Here is a 23,099-nt window from a genome sequence, read left to right on the forward strand (position 1 = left end):
GTCTCGCGACCCGGCGGGCTTTTTCGTGGGCGCCACCGAGCCCTACTGATGGCGCTTACGCGGCGCGCAGCCGGAAGATGGCGACGCCTTCCGCCCGCATCGGCGGGACCGGCAGCCCCGCTTCGGCCAGCCAGTCACCCGCGAAGGTCGCGTCGCCGTTGCGCATGCGGGCGAACAGCGGCGGCAGTTCGGCGCCGTCGTGCATTTCCAGATGGCATGTAAGCGCGGGCACGCCCGCAAGCATCGGCAGCCGGATAGGTTGCGGGCGGCGGTGGCTGGCGGGCGCGATGCGGGTGACGAGCAGGATCAGGTCGCCGGGTTCGCCGACGGCATGCCAAACCAGTCCGTCGGCGGCCTCGCCCTGCCACACGCGGCCGCTGTGGAGACGAGCGCGCAAGGCCTTGTAGCGCGCGATTGCGTTCGCCAGCTCGGCGCGGCCGGCGGGATCGAGCGTGCCCGGGTCGAGCTCGACGCCGAAATGGCCGTGGAGCGCGACACTCGCGCGAAAGCCGAGCGACTGGCTGCGTCCCGTCGCATGCGCGGGGCTCGCGCCGACATGCGCGCCCATCAGTTCAGGGGGCATGAACGCCAGAAAACCGCGCTGGATCGCGACGCGGCTGACCGCGTCGAGATTGTCGCTGGTCCAGAAACGATGCGTGCGCGCGGCGATCCCGGCGTCGATACGCCCGCCGCCGCCGGCGCAGGCCTCGATCTCGACCGCCGGATGCGCGGCGCGGATGCGGTCGATCAGCGCATAAGTGCCGGTGACCTGCGCATGATAGCGCGCGCGGCCTTGCGCATCCTCGGCAGGCGCAAGGTCGCGATTATGGTCCCATTTCAGATAGCCGATCGGCAGCGTACCGAGCAGGGTATCGAGCCGCACGAAAAGGTAATCGCGAACCTCCGCCCGACCCATGTCGAGCACGAGCTGGTTGCGCGCCGTGCGTAGCGGGCGGCCCGCCGCACCCAAAGCCCAGTCGGGATGCGCGCGGTAGAGATCGCTATCGGGATTGACCATTTCGGGTTCGACCCACAGCCCGAATTCCATGCCGAGCGCCGTGACGCGGTCGGCGAGCGCGGCCAGCCCTTTCGGATATTTGGCTGCGTCCGGTGTCCAGTCGCCAAGGCCACGGCGGTCGTTATCGCGGCCCGCGAACCAGCCGTCGTCGAGCACGAAGCGTTCGATTCCGATCGCGGCGGCGCGTTCGGCGAGCGCGCCGATCCGCGCTTCGTCATGGGCGAAGTAACAGGCTTCCCAGCTGTTGAGATGGACCGGGCGGGGCGGGGGCGGCGATCCCGCCCAGGGACCGCGTTGGCGGATCGCGGCATGGAAATTCTGGCTCGCGCCGTTCAGTCCCGCGCGCGAGAAGGTCGCGAGCAGCGGTGGCGCCGCGAAATGCTCGCCCGGTTGCAGCTGAATCTCGCCGGGCGCGAGCCAGACGCCTGCCTGCAGCGTCCAATAGCCTTCGTCGCTGCGGTCGATCGCCAGCGTGTGGTTGCCCGACCACGCAAGCTGGCAAGCGAAGACATCGCCGGCGTGCGCGGTCGCGCCGTCGCGCAGCACGAACAGCCCCGGCGGCCCGGCATGGCCGGTCAGCCCGCGCCGGTTCTCGCGCCGCCAGCCATGGGCGGGCATCGGCTCGATCGTCTCGGCCAGCTCGGCATTGTGGCGACCGGTGAACGAGCGCACCCGCTGGCAATCGCCGGGGAGCGGCAGCAGCGCCGAGGCAAGCCAGACGAGGTCGAGCGGCGCGTCGCCTTGATTGGTAAGCCTAGCGCTTGCCTCGACCACATCGGTTGCGGGGTCGAGCGCGAACCGCTGGTCGAGCGTGATCCGGGCGACCGTGTCGGTCAGGCGCACGACCAGCGCATCGCCGTTACGCTCGACTACGCATCGGTCGAACTCGACGCCGACATGCTGCGCGCCGCGACTGGCGAGCACGAACGGGCGGTCGAACCAGCCGTTGCCGAACCCCGGCGCGGTGGTGAGTGGCAGGTCGGTATCGAGCGAAAAGGACGCGCTGCTCCGGCCATTGACGAGCGGCGCCAGCGCGACCTCGCTCGCGACGCGGCCGCCCCAGTGCCGCCAGATTGGTGCGCCCGTGTCGCGCACTTCCAGCACCAGCGAACAGTCGCGGCCGTGCAGCGCTTCGTATCGGGTCATGCAGCACCAATGCGGGGACGGGAAAAGACCGGCATTGTGACCTTCCTCATTCCCGGTCCGGCGGGCGATCAGTGGGCAGGCTTATGGTCGCCCCCGCCCGTCGATGCAATCATCGACCGCCCGCTGCCGCCCGTTTCCGATGCTGCACGGGCGCTTGCATCCGTCGGCAAAGCTGGGAAAAGGGGCGCCGCACGCCAATTGGGGACACGCCATGGAAACGATCGTCGACCGGCTCGAAGCCAAGCGCGCCGCCGCGCGATTGGGCGGTGGCCAGAAGCGGATCGACGCGCAACACGCCAAGGGCAAGCTCACCGCGCGTGAGCGGCTCGACGTGCTGCTCGACGCCGGATCGTTCGAGGAACTCGACATGTATGTCGAGCACAACTGCGTCGATTTCGGCATGGCCGACCAGATTATCCCCGGCGACGGCGTGGTGACGGGGAGCGGCACGATCAACGGGCGGCTGGTGTTCGTGTTTTCGCAGGACTTCACCGTGTTCGGCGGCTCGCTGTCAGAGCGGCACGCGCAGAAAATCTGCAAGATCATGGACATGGCGATGAAGGTTGGTGCTCCCGTCATCGGCCTGAACGACTCGGGTGGCGCGCGCATTCAGGAAGGCGTCGCGAGCCTTGGCGGCTATGCCGAGGTGTTCCAGCGCAATGTGCTGGCGTCGGGCGTGGTGCCGCAGCTGAGCCTTATCATGGGGCCGTGCGCGGGCGGGGCGGTGTACTCGCCCGCGATGACCGACTTCATCTTCATGGTGAAGGATTCGAGCTACATGTTCGTCACCGGCCCCGATGTCGTGAAGACGGTGACCAACGAAGTGGTGACGCAGGAGGAACTCGGCGGCGCGATCACCCACACGACAAAATCGGGCGTCGCCGATGTCGCGTTCGACAATGACATCGACGCGCTGCTCGCCGCGCGCGACTTCGTCGATTTCCTGCCCGCCTCCAACCGGGAGGGCGTTCCGGAGCGGCCGACGGCCGACCCGTGGGACCGGATCGAGGACAGCCTCGACACGCTGATCCCGGCCAATGCCAACCAGCCCTATGACATGCACGAGCTGATCCGGAAGACCGTCGACGAAGGCGATTTCTTCGAGATCCAGCCGGCGCATTCGGGCAACATCATTATCGGATTCGGCCGGATCGAGGGGCGCACGGTGGGCATCGTCGCCAACCAGCCGATGGTGCTGGCGGGCGTGCTCGACATCAATTCGGCGAAGAAGGGGGCACGGTTCGTCCGCTTCTGCGATGCATTCGAGATTCCGATCGTCACTTTCGTCGACGTCCCCGGCTTCCTGCCCGGCACCGCGCAGGAGCTGAACGGCATCATCAAGCACGGCGCCAAGCTGCTGTTCGCCTATGCCGAAGCGACCGTGCCGAAGATCACGGTGATCACGCGCAAGGCCTATGGCGGGGCCTATGACGTGATGGCGTCGAAGCATCTGCGCGGCGACCTGAACTATGCGTGGCCGACGGCGGAAATCGCGGTGATGGGCGCGAAGGGCGCGGTCGAGATTATCTTCCGTGGCAAGACCCCCGAGGAGATTGCCGAACGGACGGCGGAATATGAGGCGCGGTTCGCGAACCCATTTGTCGCGGCGTCGAAGGGCTTCATCGACGAAGTGATCCAGCCGCACTCGACGCGGCGGCGGGTGGCGTTGGGGCTACGCAAGCTGCGGGGTAAGGTGCTGGAGAACCCGTGGAAGAAGCATGACAATATTCCGCTGTGAGCAGGAAGCGATATCAGCTCCGGGCCGAAATGGAGGAGCGTTGGCCGACGCTCTATCAGTTTCTTGCTGCGTATTGCCATCAGGACTGGCCCTACTTTTACGGCAGCTTCGAGGAAGCCATTGAAGCGGCAATTTCAGATTATCCGCTAGACGCTCGCCAGCGAGTTCTTAAGGAATGGCGAGATTGCAATAGGACGGCAATGACAGGTGACGACATCCGGTCGACTTTGCAGGACGGTTTCAGCGTAAATGTGAACTTCACGACGCCCATTGATGGGCGTAACTTCTGGAACACCGTCTACGATAAGCTGATCGTCTCGGTGCGGGACGAAGTTGGAGAACGCTGGAAACCATGATCCTCGGCCGTCTGAACCATATCGGCGTCGCGACGCCCTCGATCGAAGCGTCGATCGCGCTGTACCGCGACATCCTCGGCGCGACGAAGATCCACGCGCCGTTCGATCTGCCCGCGCAAGGCGTGAAGGTGTGTTTCGTCGACACCCCCAACACCCAGATCGAGCTGATCGAGCCGCTTGGCGAGGCGTCGCCCATCCACGGTTTCCTCGCGAAGAACCCGGCGGGTGGGCAGCATCATGTCTGCTACGAAGTCCCCGACATCCATGAGGCCAAGGCATGGTTCGAGGCGAAGGGCGCCAAGGTGCTCGGCGAACCGCGCATCGGCGCGCACGGGACGCTGATCTTCTTCGTCCACCCCAAGGACATGGGCGGCGTGCTGACCGAGATCATGGAGACGCCCAAGGGCGATCACTGAACGCTGCGGCGCCGTAGCGGCAGCGTCCGATGCGGCATACCCGGTTTTCCAAATCATGCCTCACGATTGCATTTTCAGGCGTTTTGTCGCATTCTTGGGATCAGAATGACGTCGGGAGAGGGTGTCAAATGACCTATGAAATGATCCGCACCGAGCGCGCCGGGGACGTGCTCGTCGTCACGCTCAACCGGCCCGAGCGCTTGAACGCGGCGCCGCCGCAGATGTTCGAGGAAATCGGCCATGTGCTCGATCACCTCGACGGCGCGCGCGCGGTGCTGATCACGGGGGAGGGGCGGGCCTTCTGCTCGGGTGCCGATCTCGCTGGGCGGGATCAGAGCCAGGCATCGCCCGCCGAACGCGCGAAGAATTCGCTGACCAACAGCTACAACCCGACGATGCTCAAGATCGCGCAGGCCAGCGTGCCGATCGTCAGTGCCGTCAACGGCGCGGCGGCGGGGATCGGGTGCAGCCTCGCGCTCGCCGCCGATTTCTGCATCGCGGGCGAAAGCGGCTATTTCCTGCAGGCGTTCGTCAACATCGGCCTCGTCCCCGATGGCGGCGCGTCGTGGATGCTCGCGCGGCTGGTGGGCAAGGCGCGCGCGACCGAGATGATGCTGCTCGGCGAGCGCATCTATGGCCCGCGCGCGGCGGAATGGGGCCTTATCCATAAGTGCGTGCCCGATGTCGTGCTGATGGAAGAAGCGATGGCGCTGGCAACGCGGCTCGCGGCGGGGCCGACGGTGGCGCTGGGGCTGATGCGGCAGGGCCTGGCCGCCGCGCTCGAAAGCGATTACGCGACCGCGATGGCGGGCGAGGCCGAGCGCCAGTCGATCGCGGGCCAGACCGAGGATGCCCGCGAAGGCGCGATCAGCTTCCTCCAGAAGCGCAAGGCCGAGTTCAAGGGCGCCTGACTTCCGCCTTTTCGCATGCCGTCATTGCGAGCGCAGCGAAGCAATCCAGGGGCCGGGCGAGCACTCTGGATCGGCTCGCTGCGCTCGCAATGACGTTTCAATTTATCTAGAACGCGGTTTAGGAGGCGAGGCATGACTGACAGAGCATCGACCGGGCCCACCCTCGCCGACTGGGAAGCGCTTGCCGCCAGGGAAGTGAAGGGCGTCGATCTTACCTGGCACACGCCCGAGGGGATCGCCGTCAAGCCGCTCTACACGGCGGCGGATGTCCGCGACGATCCCGGCCTGCCGGGCTTCGCGCCGTTCACGCGCGGGGTGCGCGCGTCGATGTACGCCGGGCGGCCGTGGACGATCCGGCAATATGCGGGCTTTTCGACGGCGGAGGCTTCCAACGCCTTTTACCGCCGCAATCTCGCCGCCGGGCAGAAGGGGCTGAGCGTTGCCTTCGATCTCGCGACGCATCGCGGCTATGACAGCGATCACCCCCGCGTCACCGGCGATGTCGGCAAGGCGGGCGTCGCGATCGACAGCGTCGAGGACATGAAGATCCTGTTCGACGGCATTCCGCTCGATCAGATGTCGGTCAGCATGACGATGAACGGCGCGGTGATCCCGATCCTCGCCTTCTTCATCGTCGCGGGCGAGGAGCAGGGCGTGCCGCAGGCCAAGCTCGACGGCACCATCCAGAACGACATCCTGAAGGAGTTCATGGTCCGCAACACCTATATCTATCCGCCAGCGCCGAGCATGCGGATCATCGCGGACATCATTGCCTATACCTCGGCCAACATGCCGAAATTCAACAGCATTTCGATTTCCGGCTATCACATGCAGGAAGCCGGCGCGACGCAGGTGCAGGAGCTTGCCTTCACGATCGCCGACGGGCGCGAGTACGCCAAGGCAGCGATGGCGGCGGGGATGGACATCGATGCCTTTGCCGGGCGGCTCTCGTTTTTTTTCGCGATCGGCATGAATTTCTTCATGGAGGTGGCGAAGCTGCGCGCGGCGCGCACGCTCTGGCACCGGGTGATGACCGGGCTGGGCGCGAAGGACGAACGCAGCAAGATGCTGCGGACGCATTGCCAGACCAGCGGCGTGAGCCTGCAGGAGCAGGACCCCTATAACAACGTCATCCGCACGACCGTCGAGGCGCTGGCGGCGGCGCTGGGGGGCACGCAATCGCTCCACACCAATGCGCTTGACGAAGCGATCGCGCTGCCGACCGATTTTTCCGCCCGGATCGCGCGCAACACGCAGATCGTGCTGCAGGAGGAAACCGGCATTACCAAGGTCGTCGATCCGCTTGGTGGCTCCTACTATGTCGAGGCACTGACGAGCGAACTGGTCGACCGCGCGTGGGAAATCATCGAGCGCGTCGAGGCCGAAGGCGGCATGGCGAAGGCTGTCGCGGCGGGATGGCCCAAGGCGATGATCGAGGAAGCCGCCACCGCCCGCCAGGCCCGCGTCGACCGCGGCGAGGATGTGATCGTCGGCGTCAACAAATACCGGCTCGCTGAGCAGGACCCGATCGAAATTCTCGAGGTCGATAACGTCGCGGTGCGCGAGGGGCAGATCGCCCGGATCGCGCGAGTGAAAGCCGCGCGCGACGAGGCAAAGTGCCAGGCGGCGCTCGATGCGTTGCGCGAGGGAGCGCGGGCCAGCGACAACCTGCTCGCGCTCGCCGTCGATGCAGCCCGCGCGCGCGCGACGCTGGGCGAAATCTCTGCCGCGATGGAGGATGTGTTCGGCCGCCACGCGACCGTCCCGACGCCGGTCAGCGGCATCTACGGCGGCGCTTATGCCGACGACGCGCGCTGGGACCAGCTCCGCGACGCGGTGTCTGCGACCGAGCGGCGGCTGGGCCGCAAGCCCCGCATGCTGGTCGCCAAAATGGGGCAGGACGGGCATGATCGCGGCGCCAATCTGGTGAGCAGCATGTTCGGCGATCTCGGCTTCGAGATCGTGCCCGGGCCGCTGTTCCAGACGCCGCAGGAAGCCGCAGCGCTTGCCGTCGAAAGCGATGTCGATGTCGTCGGCGCGTCGAGCCTCGCGGCGGGGCACAAGACGCTGATCCCCGAGCTGATCGGCCATCTGAAGGACGCCGGCCGCGCCGACATCAAGGTGATCGCGGGTGGCGTCATCCCCGCGCAGGATTATGATTTCCTGCGCGAAGCCGGTGTGCAGGCGATTTTTGGCCCCGGCACCAATCTGGTCGACGCAGCGGGCGAGGTGCTGCGCCTGCTGGGGCATAATATGGCCCCCGAAAGCGAGGCTGCCGAATGAGCGATGAAGAGACGCCACAGATCGCGCCTGAACCGAACGAGCCCGATCTGCTCGTCTATGATTTCCTCAAATATCTGACTACACTTGCCATTCTGGTGCTCGGCGGCGTGCTGTCGCTGAATACCGTTGGTCAGGGACTGCCGCGCAATGGTCTGGTGTTGGTGATGATATTGGTGTCGATGGCCGGTGTTGTCGCCGTCACCGGCGCCGATGCGATCGTTGCCGCGCGGGTAAAATCACGTCCGCTCGGTTGGATGGCGCGTTGGTCGCGGGGGCTTGCGCTTGGATTGCTTGGGGCCGGCACGGGCGCCTTTCTCTCAATGTGGACGCAAGCACTCAAATGATACGCACTGACTGGACTCGCGCCGAAATCGCCGCCCTCTTCGATCTCCCCTTCGACGAACTGATGTGGCGCGCGCAGGGCGTGCACCGCGCGCATCACGCAGCGGGCGAAGTGCAGCTCTGCACGCTCCTCTCGATCAAGACCGGCGGCTGCCCCGAGGATTGCGGCTATTGCTCGCAAAGCGCCTCGGCCGACACCGGGCTGAAGGCCGAGAAGCTGATGGAAGTGGATGCGGTGCTTGCTGCCGCCGCTGAGGCCAAGGCGAGCGGGTCGCAGCGTTTCTGCATGGGGGCGGCGTGGCGCAACCCCAAGGACCGCGATCTCGACGCGGTGGTGCAGATGGTCGAGGGCGTGAAGGCGATGGGGCTGGAGACTTGCATGACGCTCGGCATGCTCGAGCCGCATCAGGCCGAGCGGTTGGCCGAGGCGGGGCTCGATTACTACAACCACAATATCGACACCTCGCCGGAGAATTACGGCAACATCATCTCGACGCGTACCTTCGAGGATCGGCTGGAGACGCTCGAGCATGTCCGCGCGGCGGGGATCAACGTGTGCTGCGGCGGGATCGTCGGCATGGGCGAGACGCGCGCCGATCGCGTCGGCTTCGTCCACGCGCTGGCGACCTTGCCGCGCCACCCGGAAAGCGTGCCGGTCAACGCGCTGGTGCCGGTGAAGGGGACGGTGCTCGGCAACATGCTCGCCGACACACCGATGGCGAAGATCGACGATATCGAATTCGTCCGCACGGTCGCCGTCGCGCGGATCACGATGCCGATGAGCATGGTGCGGCTGAGCGCGGGGCGCGAGAGCATGTCGGAGGCAACGCAGGCCTTGTGCTTCATGGCGGGGGCGAATTCGATCTTCACCGGCGACAAGCTGCTGACGACGGGCAATCGCGGCGACAGCGCGGATGGGGCGATGTTTGAGCGGCTCGGGCTGCGGCCGATGGTGGGGGAAGAGCCGATGCGGGTGGTGGCGTGAATGTTGGTCGCTTTGGCCCTTTCTGCTATGGTAGCGGCGCTTGGTAGAAAGATAGTCCGATGGGCGCGCAGATGAATATCAAGAGCGACGAAGCCCATGCGCTGGCGACCGAAATTGCGGGCCGCACGGGCGAGACGCTGACGCAAGTGGTGCTGGAGGCATTGCGGGCGCGGCAGCGCGAGCTGACGAAGGACGAACGATTCGAGCAGGCCATGGCCATCTGCAGGGATGCCCAGTCGCGCATGACCCCCGAATTTCTGGCACTTAACCATGACGCGCTGCTCTACGACGAGTTTGGCCTGCCGAAATGATTGTCGACAGTTCAGCAGTCGTCGCGATGCTCAAGATTCAGCCGGAGGCGACAGCTTTTCTGGAGGCGATCGTCAACGCGTCGACCGCTGTCATGTCCGCCGGCGGCTATCTGGAGACGGGCATTGTGATCGACGGCATGCGCGACCCTGCGCTGAGCGCCGACGTGGATCGCTTGCTGGACGAGCTTTGGATCGAGATCGCGCCGGTGACAGAAGCCCAGGCGCGCATTGCCCGGCAGGCCTATCGCGACTTCGGCAAGGGCAGCGGGCACAAGGCGCAGCTCAACTATGGCGACTGCTTCGCCTATGCGCTGGCGATGGAGCGTGGCGAGCCTTTGCTGTTCAAGGGCGAGGATTTTGTGCACGCGGGCGTCGCGAGGGCGGGGTGATCAGCAACTCGTCGCATTTGCTGCCAGCACGCCGCGGGTGCTCAGCCTACTATGGTGCCGGGGGACTTTGAAGATGGGCGCTAAGCTAGCTCTTTTTTTGGCAGCCGGATTCCCGCTGGCGGCTTGCAGCCCCGCTTCGATAAAAACAGAAAAACTCCTCACCGCTCATTTGGAGATCGAAACACCGAACGGAATGAGCCGAGGTCTGGCATATGCTCGTTTGACAGAAGTTACGACACCACCGCCAAAGTGGTGTTCTTCGCTTCCTGGCTGCGGCGGCAGCTACAAATACTCAATTGAAGTGCAACCGGCAAAACTTTGGCTTGCCGACGAGAGCGTTATATACATGTTGAATGTCGGCCCGGGTGCATCCGACTGGTTCAAAAAAAATTCTGAATTTTTCTTGAGCGCAGGTGAAATCAAAAACGAAATATACAATCAACGCGCGAGTGTGAAAAAGAACGGTCTAGTGCTGCCCCCTAGACTGAAATTGCCTTATTTTATATGGGTAAATAATTACAATCCAAGAATAATAGATCCGTTGAATGTCGAGAAAGATCTAGGTCCAGGATTTTATTTAAGAACGTTTACATTGTCGAGCTACAGTTTGGAACCTCGCACAAAACCATTTATTGAAGAGCCAATGCAAGCCTGTTGGCTCAGCCGACGATTTGGGGCTAGCGCGCCACCTGAGATTAAATGTGACGGAGGTAATTCACGGTAATGCTCAAGAAAATCCTCGTCGCCAATCGCGGTGAAATCGCCTGCCGCGTGTTCCGCACGGCCAAGCGGATGGGCTTGCAGACTGTCGCGGTCTATTCCGATGCCGATGCGCGTTCGCCGCATGTGCTGATGGCCGATCAGGCCGTGCGGCTTGGGCCTGCGCCTGCGAGCGAAAGCTATCTCAAGGCCGAGCTGATCCTGCTCGCCGCGCGCGAAACCGGGGCCGACTGCATCCACCCCGGCTATGGCTTCCTGTCCGAGCGCGAGAGTTTCGCGCGGGCGTGCACCGAGGCTGGCATCGCTTTTGTCGGCCCGCCGCCGAATGCCATTGCCGCAATGGGTGATAAGATCGAATCGAAGAAGCTCGCCAAAGCGGCAGGGGTCAATGTCGTCCCCGGCTTCCTCGGCGAGATCGCCGATACCGATGAAGCGGTGAAGATCGCCAAGGACATCGGCTTTCCCGTGATGATGAAAGCCTCGGCCGGCGGCGGCGGCAAGGGGATGCGGCTCGCGTACTCCGAGCAAGACGTCCGCGAAGGTTTCGAGGCGACCAAGCGCGAAGGGCTGGCGTCGTTCGGCGACGACCGCGTGTTCATCGAGAAATTCATCGAAAGCCCGCGCCACATCGAAATCCAGCTGCTCGGCGACCAGCATGGCAACATCGTCTACCTCAACGAGCGCGAATGCTCGATCCAGCGCCGTCACCAGAAGGTCGTCGAGGAAGCGCCTTCGCCCTTCGTCACGCCGAAGATGCGGCAAGCAATGGGCGAACAGGCCGTCGCGCTGGCCCGCGCGGTCGGTTATTACAGCGCGGGCACGGTCGAGCTGATCGTGTCGGGCGCCGACACCACCGGCGAGAGCTTCTACTTCCTCGAAATGAACACCCGGCTGCAGGTCGAGCATCCGGTGACCGAAGCGATCACCGGCATCGATCTGGTCGAGCAGATGATCCGCGTCGCAGCGGGGGAGGCGCTGCCGTTTACTCAGACCGACATCGGCATCAACGGCTGGGCGATCGAGAACCGCGTCTATGCCGAAGATCCGTATCGGGGTTTCCTGCCGAGCATCGGGCGGCTGGTGCGGTACAATCCGCCCGAGTCCATCGGTACGCCTTATTGGAGCCCCTCCCCTTCAGGGGAGGGGCTTGAGAGCTACACCCGCGTCGACGACGGCGTGATGGAAGGCGGCGAGGTCAGCATCTTCTACGATCCGATGATCGCCAAGCTGATCACTTGGGCACCGACCCGGATCGGCGCGATCGACCAGCAGATCGCCGCGCTCGACGCTTTCGAGATCAGCGGGCCAGGCCACAACATCGATTTCCTGTCGGCGATCATGCAGCACCCGCGCTTCCGCAGCGGTGCCATCACCACCGGCTTCATCGCCGAGGAGTATCCCGAAGGCTTCCACGGCGCACCCGCCTCGCCCGAACTCACGCGCACGCTTGCGGCCGTCGCGGCTTTCGTCGCCACGGCAGAGGCGGATCGCGCGCGCCGGGTCGATGGCCAGCTTGGCCAGCGGCTGCTGCCGCCCGCCGACTGGGTGGTGCGAATCGGCGGCGCCGATCACGACGTCGAACTCGCCGAAGACGAGATCAGCGTCGACGGCGAGCTGCTCGACCTTGAAATCGCCTACACTCCGGGCGACCGGATGATCGAAGCGACGCTGTACGACAGCGGGGACGAGGAAGTCGTTGCCGACCAGCTGATCGTGCGGCTTGCCAAGGCGCCCTCCGGCTATGTTCTCACCACCCGCGGCGCCAGCCACCGCGCGCGCGTGCTGCCGGCCCACGCCGCCCCGTTCGCGCAGCATCTGATCGAAAAAGTGCCGCCCGATCTGTCGCGGTTCCTGCTCTGCCCGATGCCAGGGCTGTTGATGCGGCTCGATGTCGGCGAAGGGGACAAGGTCGAAATCGGCCAGCCGCTGGCAGTGGTCGAGGCAATGAAGATGGAAAACATCCTGCGCGCCGAAAAAGCCGGCACGGTCAAATCGGTGAAGGCACAGCCCGGCGACAGCCTGGCGGTCGATGCGGTCATCCTCGAAATCGACTGAAGGGGTGCAGTCGTCATTATTGTGATGATGCAACAACAAACCCCATAGACGCCCCCCGCGCGGCGCGGCATTATATTGCGCTATGTTGCGTCCGTCCCGATTGGCAGTTTCCGGTACCGCCCTGCTGCTCGCATCCTGCGCCGTCGGGCCGAATTATCGACCGCCGGCGGGGGCTGCGCTTGGCGTGCCCGGCGGCTATGCCACGCCCGCCCCCCAAGAAGCGGTGCCCGATCTCCAGCGTTGGTGGGTCAATTTCAACGATCCGCAACTCGATGCGATCGTCGATCTGGCGCTGAAGCAGAATCTGGACATTGCGCAGGCGGTGTCGCGGCTGCGACAGGCGCGCGAATCGCTGATCCAGTCGCGCGCGTCGCTGTTCCCGTCGGTGAACGCGAGCGCCGGTTATTCGCGCAACATCAACATCCGCGGGCGCACTTTCGGCCAGATCACCAATGCCGGCATCGTCAACGAGAATTATTCGCTGTCGGGCGACGTGTCCTACACGGCCGACATCTTCGGCGGCGTGCGGCGCGGGGTGGAAGCGGGTCGCGCCAGCTACGAAGCCAGCGGCTATAACCTTGCGCAGGTGCAGGCAACGATCGCGTCCGAAGTCGCGCGCAACTATATCCTCGCGCGCGCGGCCCAAGCGGGCGTCGCGATTGCGCGCAGCAGCCTTGCGATCCAGCAGGACAATCTGGAAATCGCAGGCTTTCGCGTGCAGGCGGGGTTGGTGTCGTCACTCGACGCCGAACAAGCGCGCGCACAGCGAGCGCAGACGGCGGCCAATGTGCCCAGCCTCGAACAGCAATATGAGCAGGCGACCAATCGGTTGGGCGTGCTGACGGGCCAAGCGCCGGGCGCACTGAAGGCGCAGCTCGCGGCAACCGTGCCGATCCCGCAGGGGCCGGGCGCGGTGCCGGTCGGGCTGCCCGCCGATGTGATCCGGTTGCGCCCCGACGTCCGCGCGGCCGAGCGCAATCTGGCGGCGGCGACCGCGCAAATCGGTGTCGCCAAGGCCAATCTGCTGCCTCAGCTCAACCTGTCGGGCAGCATCAACACCAACGCGTCGTCGATCAACGCGCTGACCGACATCATCACTGGTCGCGTGTTCGGCCAGATTGCGCAGACGATCTTCGATGCCGGACGCGGGCGGTCGGTGGTCCGCGCCCGCCGCGCACAGGCAGAGGAAGCCTTTGCCGCGTACAAGGCGAGCGTGCTCGGCGCGCTGGAGGATGTCGAAAATGCGCTGACTGCGCTGGCGACCGCGCAGGCGCGCCAGCGCGAGCTTGAAGTCGCGGCCGATGCCTCAAGCAATGCGGCGCTTCTCGCGCGCAGCCAGTATCGCGCCGGGCTGACCGACATCACCACGCTCAACAACACCGAAGCGTCGCTGCTGTCGGCGCAAAGCGGCCTCAACACCGCGCGGTCGGATCAGGCGCAGGCGCTGGTGCAGCTTTACCTCGCGCTCGGCGGCGGCTGGAATGCCAGCGCCCCGCCGCCGACCGCAGAACCCTTGAAGGCGGGGGACGGCCAGCCCGCGCCCCGCGCGACACCTTAGGACCATCGATGGCAGACGCACCCGCATCCGATCTCAACGATTTCCTTGGCGTCCGACCGGTGCCTGCGTGGCGCCGCTGGGGTAAATGGGTTCTGATCGCGATCGGCGTGGTGCTGCTGATCCTGCTCGTGCTCAGTTTCTTCAGACCCGCCGCCAAGGCGAGCTACGCGACCGATGTCGTGCAGAAGGGCACGCTGACGGTAACCGTGTCCGCAACCGGCAAGCTGGCGCCGACCAATCAGGTCGATGTCGGTTCGGAAGTGTCGGGGCTGGTGTCGAAAGTGCTGGTCGACGTCAATGATCGAGTTGTGAAAGGGCAACCGATCGCGCTGATCGATCCATCGCGCTTCCAGGATTCGGTCAACCAAAGCCGCGCACAGCTGGCGTCGAACCAGGCCGCCGTTGCGCAGGCACAGGCAACGCTGGCGCAATCGAGCGCGCAGCTCAAGCGGCTGGAAGAAGTCAATCGCTTGTCGGGCGGGCGCGTGCCGGCCAAGACCGAAATGGAACAGGCAATCGCCGATCGCGACCGCGCGGTCGCCAATCTGCGCGCGGCGCAGGCCAATGTTGCGGCCGCGCGTGCGACCTTGTCGTCGAACGAGTATAATTATGTCCGCGCGGTGATCCGCTCGCCCGTTAACGGCGTCATCCTCGCGCGGCAGGTCGAGCCGGGGCAGACGGTTGCCGCCTCGTTCAACACGCCGACCCTGTTCGTGATCGCCGAAGACCTGACGCGGATGAAGCTCGAAGTCGCGATCGACGAAGCCGATGTCGGCGAAGTGCGCGAAGGCCAGAAAGCGACCTTCACGGTCGATGCTTTCCCCGGCCAGACTTTCCCGGCGACGATCACGCGCGTCGACCTCGGCTCCAACCTGTCGGCGCAGTCGTCAACGACGACGACCACGACGACGACCAATCAGGTCGTCAGCTATTCGGCGACGCTGTCAGTCGCCAATCCCGACATTCAGCTGCGCCCGGGCATGACGGCAACGGCGGAAATCACGACGACGCAGAAGACCAATGTCCTGCTCGTCCCCAACGGCGCGCTGCGCTTCCGCCCGACGACGCCCGCGGCTGGGTCGCAGGGTGGCGTCGCCAGCGTGTTCGGCCCGCCGCGCCTCAATCGCGGGGGGCCGCGCACCGCCAATGCCGGTCGCGGCGCCACTCAGACGCTCTACGTCCTCGACGCCGATGGCAACATCAAGCCTGTCGAAGTGCGCACCGGTGACACCAATGGCACGCTGACGGAGGTGACCGGCGGTGAACTGAAGCCGGGGCAGAAGGTCGTGACCGGCGAGCTGTCGGCAGCAGCCGCTGCCAAGGCCGCAAGACCCGGCGTGACCGTTGGAGTGAGCCGTGCCCGGTAACGACGGGGCGACCAGTCCGCCACCGCTGATCGCGCTGCGCGGCGTCACCAAGACCTATGGCAGCGGCCCGACGGCGTTTCAGGCGCTGAAAGGCGTCGATCTCGATATCACCGCGGGTGATTTCGTCGCGGTGATGGGGCCGTCGGGCTCGGGGAAGTCGACCACCATGAACATTCTCGGCTGCCTCGACGTGCCGAGCCGGGGATCGTTCCTGTTCAAGGGGCATCACGTCGAATCGCTCGATCGCGACGAACGCGCGCTGCTGCGGCGCAAATATCTCGGTTTCGTGTTTCAGGGGTTCAACCTGCTCGCGCGCACGACCGCGCTCGAAAATGTCGAGCTGCCGCTGCTCTACCGCGGCGACAAGCGCAAGGCGCGGCACGAAGCGGCGATGGCGGCACTCGACAAGGTTGGCCTTGCGCCGTGGTGGGACCACACCCCCGCCGAGCTTTCGGGCGGGCAGCAGCAGCGCGTGGCGATCGCGCGCGCGCTGGTCACGAACCCCGATGTGCTGCTCGCCGACGAGCCGACCGGCAATCTCGATTCGGAACGCTCGCTCGAAATCATGGAATTGCTGACTGAACTCAACCGGTCGCTCGGCATTACCGTGCTGATGGTGACGCATGAGCCCGATATGGCGGCGTTCGCGAACACGATCATCCACTTCAAGGATGGGCTGGTCGAACGCATCGAGACCGGCATGCGCATGACTGAGTCCGACCGGGCGAGCACGCACTGATGTTCTTCACCACGATCAGCCTCGCGCTCCGGTCGATCGCGCGGCACAAGCTGCGCTCGTTCCTGACGACGCTCGGCATCATCATCGGCGTGGCGGCAGTGGTGACGATGGTCACGCTCGGCAAGGCAACGACGGCGGCGGTGCAGGCGTCAATCTCGTCGCTCGGCACCAACATCCTGCAGGTGCGCCCGGGTGCCGGCTTCGGGCGCGGTGGCGGCGGGCCCCGTCCGGCCGACTTCAAGATCGAAGATGTCGAGGCGGTGCGCAAACAGATCGCCGGCATCAATGCGGTCGCTGAAGAATCGCAGACGACCGCCACGGTAATCTATGAAGGCGCCAATTGGTCGACCACGGTCAACGGCACCACCAACGACTTCTTCCGCGTTAATCCGTGGCCGCTGACGGCGGGGCGCGAATTCACGCCGCAGGAATTGAGCGCGGGCAAGTCGGTTTGCATCCTCGGCAACACCGTCAAGACCAACCTCTACCGCGAGGCTGACCCCGTCGGCACGCAAATGCGCATTGCCGGCATCAGTTGCGAAGTGATCGGGGTGCTGAAAGGCAAGGGGCAGGCAGGCTTCGGGCAGGACCAGGACGACCTGGTCGTCATGCCGATCAAGGCCGTGCAGCGCCGCATCACGGGTAACCGTGACATCCGGGTGATGCTGGTCGGCGTCAACGCCGATTATTCGACCGCGCAGGTGCAGGCATCGATCACCGATCTGATGCGCGAACGCCGCAACATCACCAAGGGCAAGGACGACGATTTCTTCATCTTCGACACCAAGCAGTTCACCGACACACTCACGCAGACGACGTCGCTTTTGACCGGCATCGTTTCGGCGGTCGCGGCAATCAGCCTGATCGTTGGCGGGATCGGCATCATGAACATCATGCTCGTCTCGGTAACCGAACGCACGCGCGAGATCGGCATTCGCCTCGCGATCGGCGCGGTCGCGCGCGAAGTGCTGATGCAATTCCTGATCGAGGCGATCGCGCTGTCGTGCATCGGCGGCATCATCGGCATCCTGCTCGCGCAGCTCGTAATCGTGGGACTGGTGCCGTTGCTGAAGGTGACGTGGCTGTTCGATTTGCAGATCAACATCGTCGCCTTCGCGATTTCGGCGATCATCGGCGTGGTGTTCGGCTTCTTCCCGGCGCGGCGTGCGGCCAGCCTGAACCCGATCGACGCGCTGCGGCACGAATAGACTTTTCGTCCCCCGTTCGTCACGAGCGAAGTCGAGGAGCAGGAGTGCGGCGAGATCGCTTGTGGCCGGTCCCTCGACTTCGCTCGGGACGAACGGGGTGGATTTGGACGCGCAGGCTCAAACCAGCGCGCGCAAGGCTGCCAGATCCTCGGGCGTGTCGATGTCGATCAGTTCGGCGGGGTTGGTCACGATATGCCGTCCGGCACGGATGAGCGCGCGACCGCCTTCGTCGCCACGGCTTTCGGCAAGCGTGGAGAAACGCCCGGCAGCGAACAGCGCGGGCGGGGAAGGGCGGGTGCCGTCGCTGGAGGCAATTACATCATCGGGGCCGCTGGCGGCGTCGAGCAGACGGAAAATCTGCGCGGCGGTGACGCGCGGCATGTCGGCGAGCGCGACCACCATCGCGGTGACGCCAGCCGCCTGCGCTGCGGCGACGCCCAGCCGGAGCGATCCCGACAGTCCGGCCTCGGGCGCGGGGTTGGTGACCGTACGATAGCCGTGGGCGCCGAAATCGAGATCAGTGCCCGACGTGATCGCGACCCGGTGCGCAAAGGGCACCGCCTCGAGCGCGATCACGACGTGCAGGGCAAGCGGACGGCCGAGGAAATCGACCGCCAGCTTGTCGGTCTCGCCGAAGCGTAGCGATCGCCCTGCCGCAAGCAGGACGAGCATCGTCGATTCGGCGCGGATCACGCCACTTTGGCGTTGAACGCCGCCACCATCGCTGCCGCGATCGACAGCGCGATTTCGGCCGGGCCGACCGCGCCGATGTCGAGCCCGACGGGGGCGTCGATGCGGTCGAGCACATCGGCGGCGAGGCCCGCCGCCGCCAGCCGCTCGCGCCGCGCGGCGTGGCTGCGCCGCGAGCCGAGCGCGCCGACGTAAGCCGCAGGGCTGGCGAGCGCGGCGGTGAGCGCCGGGTCGTCGATCTTGATGTCATGGCTGAGCGTGACGATCGCGGTTGCCGGATCGGGCCTGAGCGCGGCAATCGCCTCGTCGGGCCAGCGATCGTCGAGCGTGACGCCGGGGAAACGCTCCTCGGTCAGGAAGCGCGCGCGCGGATCGATGACGGTGACGGCGATCCCCAGTTCGCGGGCGAGTCCGCTCAGCGCCTGCGCAATCTGCACCGCGCCGACGATGAGCAGGCGGCGTGGCGGATCATAGCGGTTGACGAAAGCACCCTCGCGCTCGCCGATCATCGATTCGCCGCTGGCGGTGTCGGTGGCGATGCTCAGCCGCTCGCCGCGCGCGCGCGCCTCGGCGATGGCGTCGAACAGCGCGGGCGCAAAGCCGCCGTCGCGCACTGGCTGGACCAGCACGTCGATTTCGCCGCCGCACGGCAGACCGACTTCCCAGGCCGCCGCGTCGGCGACGCCGTAGTGCTTAAGCTGCGCAGGGGCGCCCGCGATGACTTCGGCAGCGGTGGCGAGAATGTCGCTTTCGACACAGCCGCCCGAGACCGAGCCTTCGAAGCGGCCGTCTTCGTGGACGATCATATGGCTCCCGCGCGGGCGCGGCGCCGACCCCCAGGTGCTGACGACGGTCGCCAGCGCGAGCCGCGCACCCTGCCATTGCGCGGCGGCGGCGAGGACGGAGTCATTATCGGCCACGTTCAGCTACTTCCCTGTCCCCGTTCGTGTTGAGCTTGTCGAAACACCGTCCTTTTTCTGCGAGCCGGTGGAGAAGAAGGACGGCCCTTCGACGAGCTCAGGGCAAACGGCATTATCGTGCATCGTCACGAAACCTAAACCGGCGGCAGCCCGGGCAAAATCTGGTCGAGCGTCATCGGCCAGTCGCGCACGCGCACGCCGCAGGCATTGTAAACCGCGTTCGTCACCGCGGCGCCCAGCCCCGAGATGCCGAGCTCGCCCAGCCCCTTGGCGCCGACAGGGCTGGCGTGCTCATCGATCTCCTCGACGAAGTAAGCCTCGATCTGCGGCACATCGGCATTCACCGGGATGTGATATTCGGCGAGGTCGCGATTGACGTAAGCGCCAGTGCGCGGGTCGAGGATCGCGGCTTCGTGGAGCGCATAGCCAAGGCCCCAGATCATCCCGCCGATCGCCTGGCTGCGCGCGGTCTTGGCGTTCAGGATCCGCCCGCAATCGAACACGCCGAGCAGCCGCCGCACACGGACTTCGCCGGTGACGGCATGCACCGCGACTTCGGCGAATTGCGCGCCATAGGTGCCCTGGCTGAAGCTGCGGCTGTTGCTGCCAGGATGGATCGCGCCGATCGCTTCGATGGGCGCGTCGCCGACGAGTTCGGCGATCGGCACGCGGCGGTTGCCCGCAATCGCGTGGCCGTCCTTGAGCGTCATGTCCTCGGGGTTCGCCCCCATCCGCATCGCCAGTTCGGCGACGATGTCCTCACACGCGATCATCACCGACGATCCACTCGACGCCGCCCCGAACGAGCCGCCCGACCCCGCGCCATCGGGATGGTCCGAGTCGCCGAGCGCCACCCGCACGCGATCGATCGGCAGCCCGAGCGATTCGCCCGCGATCTGCGCGAGAATCGTGTAGGTGCCGGTGCCGATATCGGTCATGTCGGTTTCGACTTCGGCGATCCCCTCGGGCGTCAGCCTTACCCGCGCGAAACTGTCGGCGAGGAAGTTCACCCGCGCTGCCGTCGCCATGCCCATGCCGATCAGCCATTCGCCTTCGCGGCGCTGGCCGGGCGTGGCGATGCGCTGGTCCCAGCCGAAGCGCCGTGCGCCTTCGTCGAAACAATCGATCAGGCGGCGCGTGGAGAAAGGCTTGCCGCTGGTCGGGTCGACGCTTGGTTCATTGGCCTTGCGGAAGTCGATCGGGTCCATGCCGAGTTGCTCGGCCATTTCGTCCATCGCCGCTTCGAGCGCCATCATGCCGACCGCTTCGCCGGGCGCGCGGACGGCGCCGGCGGCGGTGACGTTGATCTTGACGATCTTGGTCGTGAAGCTGCGCGCGGGCGCGGCGTAGAGCGACAAGGCACCGAGCGCCACGGGTTCGAAGAAGTTCAGCCCGGTCTTCTGGCTGGTGACGCTGTCCTGCGCCATTGCCGTCAGCTTGCCGTCGGGGCCAGCGGCGAGCCGCACGCGCTGATGCGTATCGGCGCGGCCATAGACCGAGTGGAACAGCTGCTGCCGGGTCAGCGCGACCTTCACCGGCCGCCCGACCTTTTCGGCACCGATCGCCGCCAGCACCGTCTCCGGCCCGCCGATCTTCCCGCCGAAACCGCCGCCGATATAGGGCGACAGGACGTGAATCTTCTCGACCGGAATGCCGAGCGAATTGGCGAGCACTGGCGTGAAGCCGCGCATGATCTGGATCGATCCGTAAAGCGTCAGCCGGTCGCCATCCCATTCGGCAATCGCCGCGTGCGGCTCCATCGCGGCATGAACCTGATAGGGTGTCGAATAAGTGACATCGAGCGTCACCTCGGCTGCGGCCATCGCCGCGTCGACATCGCCGATGACGACATTGGGCAGCATCGCGCCCTTGTGCGGGTCCTGCGCGCTTGCCTGATTGCCGAGCGTGTCGAACTGGCCCTTGACCTGGACATAATCGACCGTGACCGCTTGTGCGGCGGCGCGCGCGGCTTCGAAGCTGTCGGCGACGACGAGGCCGATGATCTGGCCATAGCTTTCGAGCGTGCCGTCGTTGCGCGGATGCTGGGCCGCGCGGATGATGTGCGATTCGCTCGGCAGGCGGGGATCGTCGGTGATGACCGCGAGCACGCCGGGCATCGCTTCGGCGGCGCTGGTGTCGATCGACCGCACCGCACCGACCGCGACCGTCGCGGTGATCGCATAGCCATAGGCCATCGCGCCCTGCGGCCGATGTTCGGCGGCGTAGCGCGCGGCGCCCGTTACCTTGGCGACGCCGTCGATCCGGTCGATGCCCTTGCCGAGCAGCCCCTGCACGCTGCGCGAGAGCGCGGAGGGGCCGAAATCGGCGTCCATCGTGTATTCGGTCATCGAGCGGCCTCCGTCAGGTCGCGCAGCGCCGCGATCAGCGTGCGGCGCATCAGCGGGATCTTGAAGTTGTTATGGCCTTGTCCGCGCGCATTCTTGAGCAGCGCATCGGCAGCGGCTTCGAACGCGGCGATGCCCGCCGGTTGGCCGACCAGCGCGGCCTCGACCGCCGCGTCGCGCCACGGCACCGGCGCCAGCCCGCCGAAGGCGAGCCGCGCCGAGGCGATCCTGCCGTCCTCGACCGCAATCGCCGCCGCGACCGACACCACCGCAAAGGCATAGGACGCGCGGTCGCGAACCTTGCGATAGAGTTGCTTGCCGGCAGGTGGCGCGGGCAGTTCGATGTGCGTGATCAGCTCGCCGGGCTGGAGGCTCGTCTCGATCTGCGGGGTCTCGCCGGGCAGGCGGTAAAGGTCGCCGAGCGCGATCCGCCGCCGGTCGCCGCCGGGCTGGAGCGTCACCACCACGGCATCCAGCGCGCGCATTGCCACTGCCATGTCGCTCGGGTGGGTGGCGATGCAATGCTCGCTGGTGCCCAGAATCGCGTGGATGCGGTTGAACCCGCCCTGCGCGTTGCAGCCCGTGCCCGGCGCGCGCTTGTTGCACGGCGCGGCGGTGTCGTAGAAATAATAGCAACGCGTCCGCTGGAGCAGATTGCCCCCGGTCGTCGCCTTGTTGCGCAACTGCGCCGATGCGCCCGACAGCAGCGCGCGGGCGAGCATCGGATAGCGCGCGCGGATCAGCGGATGCGCGGCGAGATCGCTGTTGGGCACCAGCGCGCCGATCCGCACGCCGCCGTCATGCTCCTCGACCTGCGCGAGGTCGATCCGGCTGATGTCGACGAGCGCCTCGGGCGCTTCGATCTGCAGCTTCATCAGGTCGAGCAGATTGGTACCGCCCGCGATGAACTTGGCGCCTTCGCCGATCGCCGCGACGGCGGCTTCGGGGCTGTCGGCGCGCGCATAGCTGAACGATTTCATGCGCCTGCCACCTCGCGGCCAGCGGGAGTCAGCCCGGCAACGTCGGCAATGGCGTCGACGATATTGGGATAGGCCGAACAGCGGCACAGATTGCCGCTCATCCGCTCCGAAATCTCGTCGTCGTTCAGCTCGACCATGTCGAGCGACGCGCTGACATGGCTCGGCATGCCGGCGCGGACTTCCTCGAGCATGCCGACCGCCGACATGATCTGGCCGGGCGTGCAATAGCCGCACTGGAAGCCGTCGTGCTTCACGAACGCCGCCTGCATTGCGTGGAGTTCGTCGCCCTCGGCCAACCCTTCGATCGTGGTGATCGTGTCGCCGTCGTGCATCACCGCCAGCGTCAGGCAAGCGTTGATGCGCCGCCCGTTGACGAGCACCGTGCACGCCCCGCACTGGCCGTGGTCGCAGCCCTTCTTGGTGCCGGTCAGCTCCAGATGATCGCGCAGCAGATCGAGCAGCGAAGTGCGGATATCGGGATCAGCGTCATAGGCCGCCCCGTTGATGGTGAATTGCATGCGGGGCCCCTTTGCCTGAAGACATGCGATCGGAAGGACCCTAAAGGTGGGGCACCGAAGCGCGGAGGGCAAGCCATGCGGATGTTTTTTGCAGCAGCGGGGGC

The 23,099-nt window shown here is 65.8% G+C and carries 21 protein-coding genes; 15 read left to right on the forward strand and 6 right to left on the reverse strand.

Going from position 1 to position 23,099, the window contains the following annotated elements; all coding sequences use genetic code 11:
* Positions 1 to 55: 55 nt before the first annotated feature.
* Positions 56 to 2,164, reverse strand: coding sequence for an alpha-galactosidase (locus AX672_RS03225; RefSeq protein ID WP_066648147.1), 2,109 nt, complete (start codon positions 2,162 to 2,164; stop codon positions 56 to 58).
* 211 nt (positions 2,165 to 2,375) lie between these two features.
* On the opposite strand from AX672_RS03225, the gene AX672_RS03230 reads away from it, so the two are divergent.
* From AX672_RS03230 to AX672_RS03295, 15 genes are all read left to right on the forward strand, one after another.
* On the forward strand, positions 2,376 to 3,902 hold the full coding sequence (locus tag AX672_RS03230; protein WP_066648149.1) for an acyl-CoA carboxylase subunit beta: 1,527 nt from the start codon (positions 2,376 to 2,378) through the stop codon (positions 3,900 to 3,902).
* A gap of 29 nt (positions 3,903 to 3,931) precedes the next feature.
* On the forward strand, positions 3,932 to 4,258 hold the full coding sequence (locus AX672_RS03235; RefSeq protein ID WP_202189223.1) for a contact-dependent growth inhibition system immunity protein: 327 nt from the start codon (positions 3,932 to 3,934) through the stop codon (positions 4,256 to 4,258).
* Positions 4,255 to 4,674, forward strand: a complete 420-nt coding sequence (mce, locus tag AX672_RS03240; protein ID WP_066648151.1) for a methylmalonyl-CoA epimerase — start codon at positions 4,255 to 4,257, stop codon at positions 4,672 to 4,674. The genes AX672_RS03235 and mce overlap by 4 nt, the downstream gene beginning before the upstream one ends.
* A 128-nt stretch (positions 4,675 to 4,802) precedes the next feature.
* A complete protein-coding gene (locus AX672_RS03245) occupies positions 4,803 to 5,585 on the forward strand; it encodes an enoyl-CoA hydratase-related protein (RefSeq protein ID WP_066648154.1) in 783 nt (260 codons plus the stop codon).
* Positions 5,586 to 5,717: 132 nt separating this feature from the next.
* Positions 5,718 to 7,868, forward strand: a complete 2,151-nt coding sequence (gene scpA, locus AX672_RS03250; RefSeq protein WP_066648157.1) for a methylmalonyl-CoA mutase — start codon at positions 5,718 to 5,720, stop codon at positions 7,866 to 7,868.
* Positions 7,865 to 8,212 carry a hypothetical protein gene (locus AX672_RS03255; protein ID WP_066648160.1) on the forward strand — a complete coding sequence of 116 codons (348 nt, stop codon included), beginning with the start codon at positions 7,865 to 7,867 and terminating at the stop codon, positions 8,210 to 8,212. Before scpA ends, AX672_RS03255 begins: the two co-directional genes overlap by 4 nt.
* Positions 8,209 to 9,195 (forward strand): biotin synthase BioB, encoded by a 987-nt coding sequence (gene bioB, locus AX672_RS03260; RefSeq protein ID WP_066648162.1) that lies wholly within the window; start codon positions 8,209 to 8,211, stop codon positions 9,193 to 9,195. The genes AX672_RS03255 and bioB overlap by 4 nt, the downstream gene beginning before the upstream one ends.
* Before the next feature lie 59 nt (positions 9,196 to 9,254).
* On the forward strand, positions 9,255 to 9,506 hold the full coding sequence (locus AX672_RS03265) for a type II toxin-antitoxin system VapB family antitoxin (protein ID WP_066648165.1): 252 nt from the start codon (positions 9,255 to 9,257) through the stop codon (positions 9,504 to 9,506).
* Positions 9,503 to 9,895 (forward strand): type II toxin-antitoxin system VapC family toxin, encoded by a 393-nt coding sequence (locus AX672_RS03270; protein ID WP_066648168.1) that lies wholly within the window; start codon positions 9,503 to 9,505, stop codon positions 9,893 to 9,895. The genes AX672_RS03265 and AX672_RS03270 overlap by 4 nt, the downstream gene beginning before the upstream one ends.
* A 73-nt stretch (positions 9,896 to 9,968) precedes the next feature.
* Positions 9,969 to 10,619, forward strand: coding sequence for a hypothetical protein (locus tag AX672_RS18455; protein ID WP_168727303.1), 651 nt, complete (start codon positions 9,969 to 9,971; stop codon positions 10,617 to 10,619).
* On the forward strand, positions 10,619 to 12,670 hold the full coding sequence (locus tag AX672_RS03275) for an acetyl-CoA carboxylase biotin carboxylase subunit (protein ID WP_066648179.1): 2,052 nt from the start codon (positions 10,619 to 10,621) through the stop codon (positions 12,668 to 12,670). The genes AX672_RS18455 and AX672_RS03275 overlap by 1 nt, the downstream gene beginning before the upstream one ends.
* An 85-nt stretch (positions 12,671 to 12,755) precedes the next feature.
* Positions 12,756 to 14,228, forward strand: coding sequence for an efflux transporter outer membrane subunit (locus AX672_RS03280; protein WP_372587557.1), 1,473 nt, complete (start codon positions 12,756 to 12,758; stop codon positions 14,226 to 14,228).
* Between the two features lie 8 nt (positions 14,229 to 14,236).
* A complete protein-coding gene (locus tag AX672_RS03285) occupies positions 14,237 to 15,595 on the forward strand; it encodes an efflux RND transporter periplasmic adaptor subunit (RefSeq protein WP_066648181.1) in 1,359 nt (452 codons plus the stop codon).
* Positions 15,585 to 16,334 carry an ABC transporter ATP-binding protein gene (locus AX672_RS03290; RefSeq protein ID WP_066648182.1) on the forward strand — a complete coding sequence of 250 codons (750 nt, stop codon included), beginning with the start codon at positions 15,585 to 15,587 and terminating at the stop codon, positions 16,332 to 16,334. The genes AX672_RS03285 and AX672_RS03290 overlap by 11 nt, the downstream gene beginning before the upstream one ends.
* The gene (locus tag AX672_RS03295; protein ID WP_066648183.1) at positions 16,334 to 17,542 is read left to right on the forward strand and encodes an ABC transporter permease; all 1,209 of its coding nucleotides are present in this window, start codon (positions 16,334 to 16,336) and stop codon (positions 17,540 to 17,542) included. Before AX672_RS03290 ends, AX672_RS03295 begins: the two co-directional genes overlap by 1 nt.
* 117 nt (positions 17,543 to 17,659) lie before the next feature.
* Here AX672_RS03295 and AX672_RS03300 read toward each other — a convergent pair whose 3' ends face one another.
* The 5 genes from AX672_RS03300 to AX672_RS03320 all read right to left on the reverse strand — a co-directional run bounded on the left by AX672_RS03300 (position 17,660) and on the right by AX672_RS03320 (position 22,995).
* The gene (locus AX672_RS03300; protein WP_066648185.1) at positions 17,660 to 18,235 is read right to left on the reverse strand and encodes a nucleotidyltransferase family protein; all 576 of its coding nucleotides are present in this window, start codon (positions 18,233 to 18,235) and stop codon (positions 17,660 to 17,662) included.
* The gene (locus tag AX672_RS03305; RefSeq protein WP_066648194.1) at positions 18,232 to 19,152 is read right to left on the reverse strand and encodes an XdhC family protein; all 921 of its coding nucleotides are present in this window, start codon (positions 19,150 to 19,152) and stop codon (positions 18,232 to 18,234) included. Before AX672_RS03305 ends, AX672_RS03300 begins: the two co-directional genes overlap by 4 nt.
* A gap of 134 nt (positions 19,153 to 19,286) precedes the next feature.
* Entirely contained in the window at positions 19,287 to 21,500 is a 2,214-nt protein-coding gene (locus AX672_RS03310; protein ID WP_066648196.1) for a xanthine dehydrogenase family protein molybdopterin-binding subunit, read from the reverse strand.
* Positions 21,497 to 22,477 carry an FAD binding domain-containing protein gene (locus AX672_RS03315; protein ID WP_066648198.1) on the reverse strand — a complete coding sequence of 327 codons (981 nt, stop codon included), beginning with the start codon at positions 22,475 to 22,477 and terminating at the stop codon, positions 21,497 to 21,499. The genes AX672_RS03310 and AX672_RS03315 overlap by 4 nt, the downstream gene beginning before the upstream one ends.
* Positions 22,474 to 22,995, reverse strand: a complete 522-nt coding sequence (locus tag AX672_RS03320; RefSeq protein WP_082730348.1) for a 2Fe-2S iron-sulfur cluster-binding protein — start codon at positions 22,993 to 22,995, stop codon at positions 22,474 to 22,476. The genes AX672_RS03315 and AX672_RS03320 overlap by 4 nt, the downstream gene beginning before the upstream one ends.
* Positions 22,996 to 23,099: the final 104 nt, after the last annotated feature.

This window comes from Sphingomonas sp. CCH10-B3 (assembly GCF_001556185.1).
GTDB lineage: Bacteria > Pseudomonadota > Alphaproteobacteria > Sphingomonadales > Sphingomonadaceae > Sphingomonas > Sphingomonas aquatica.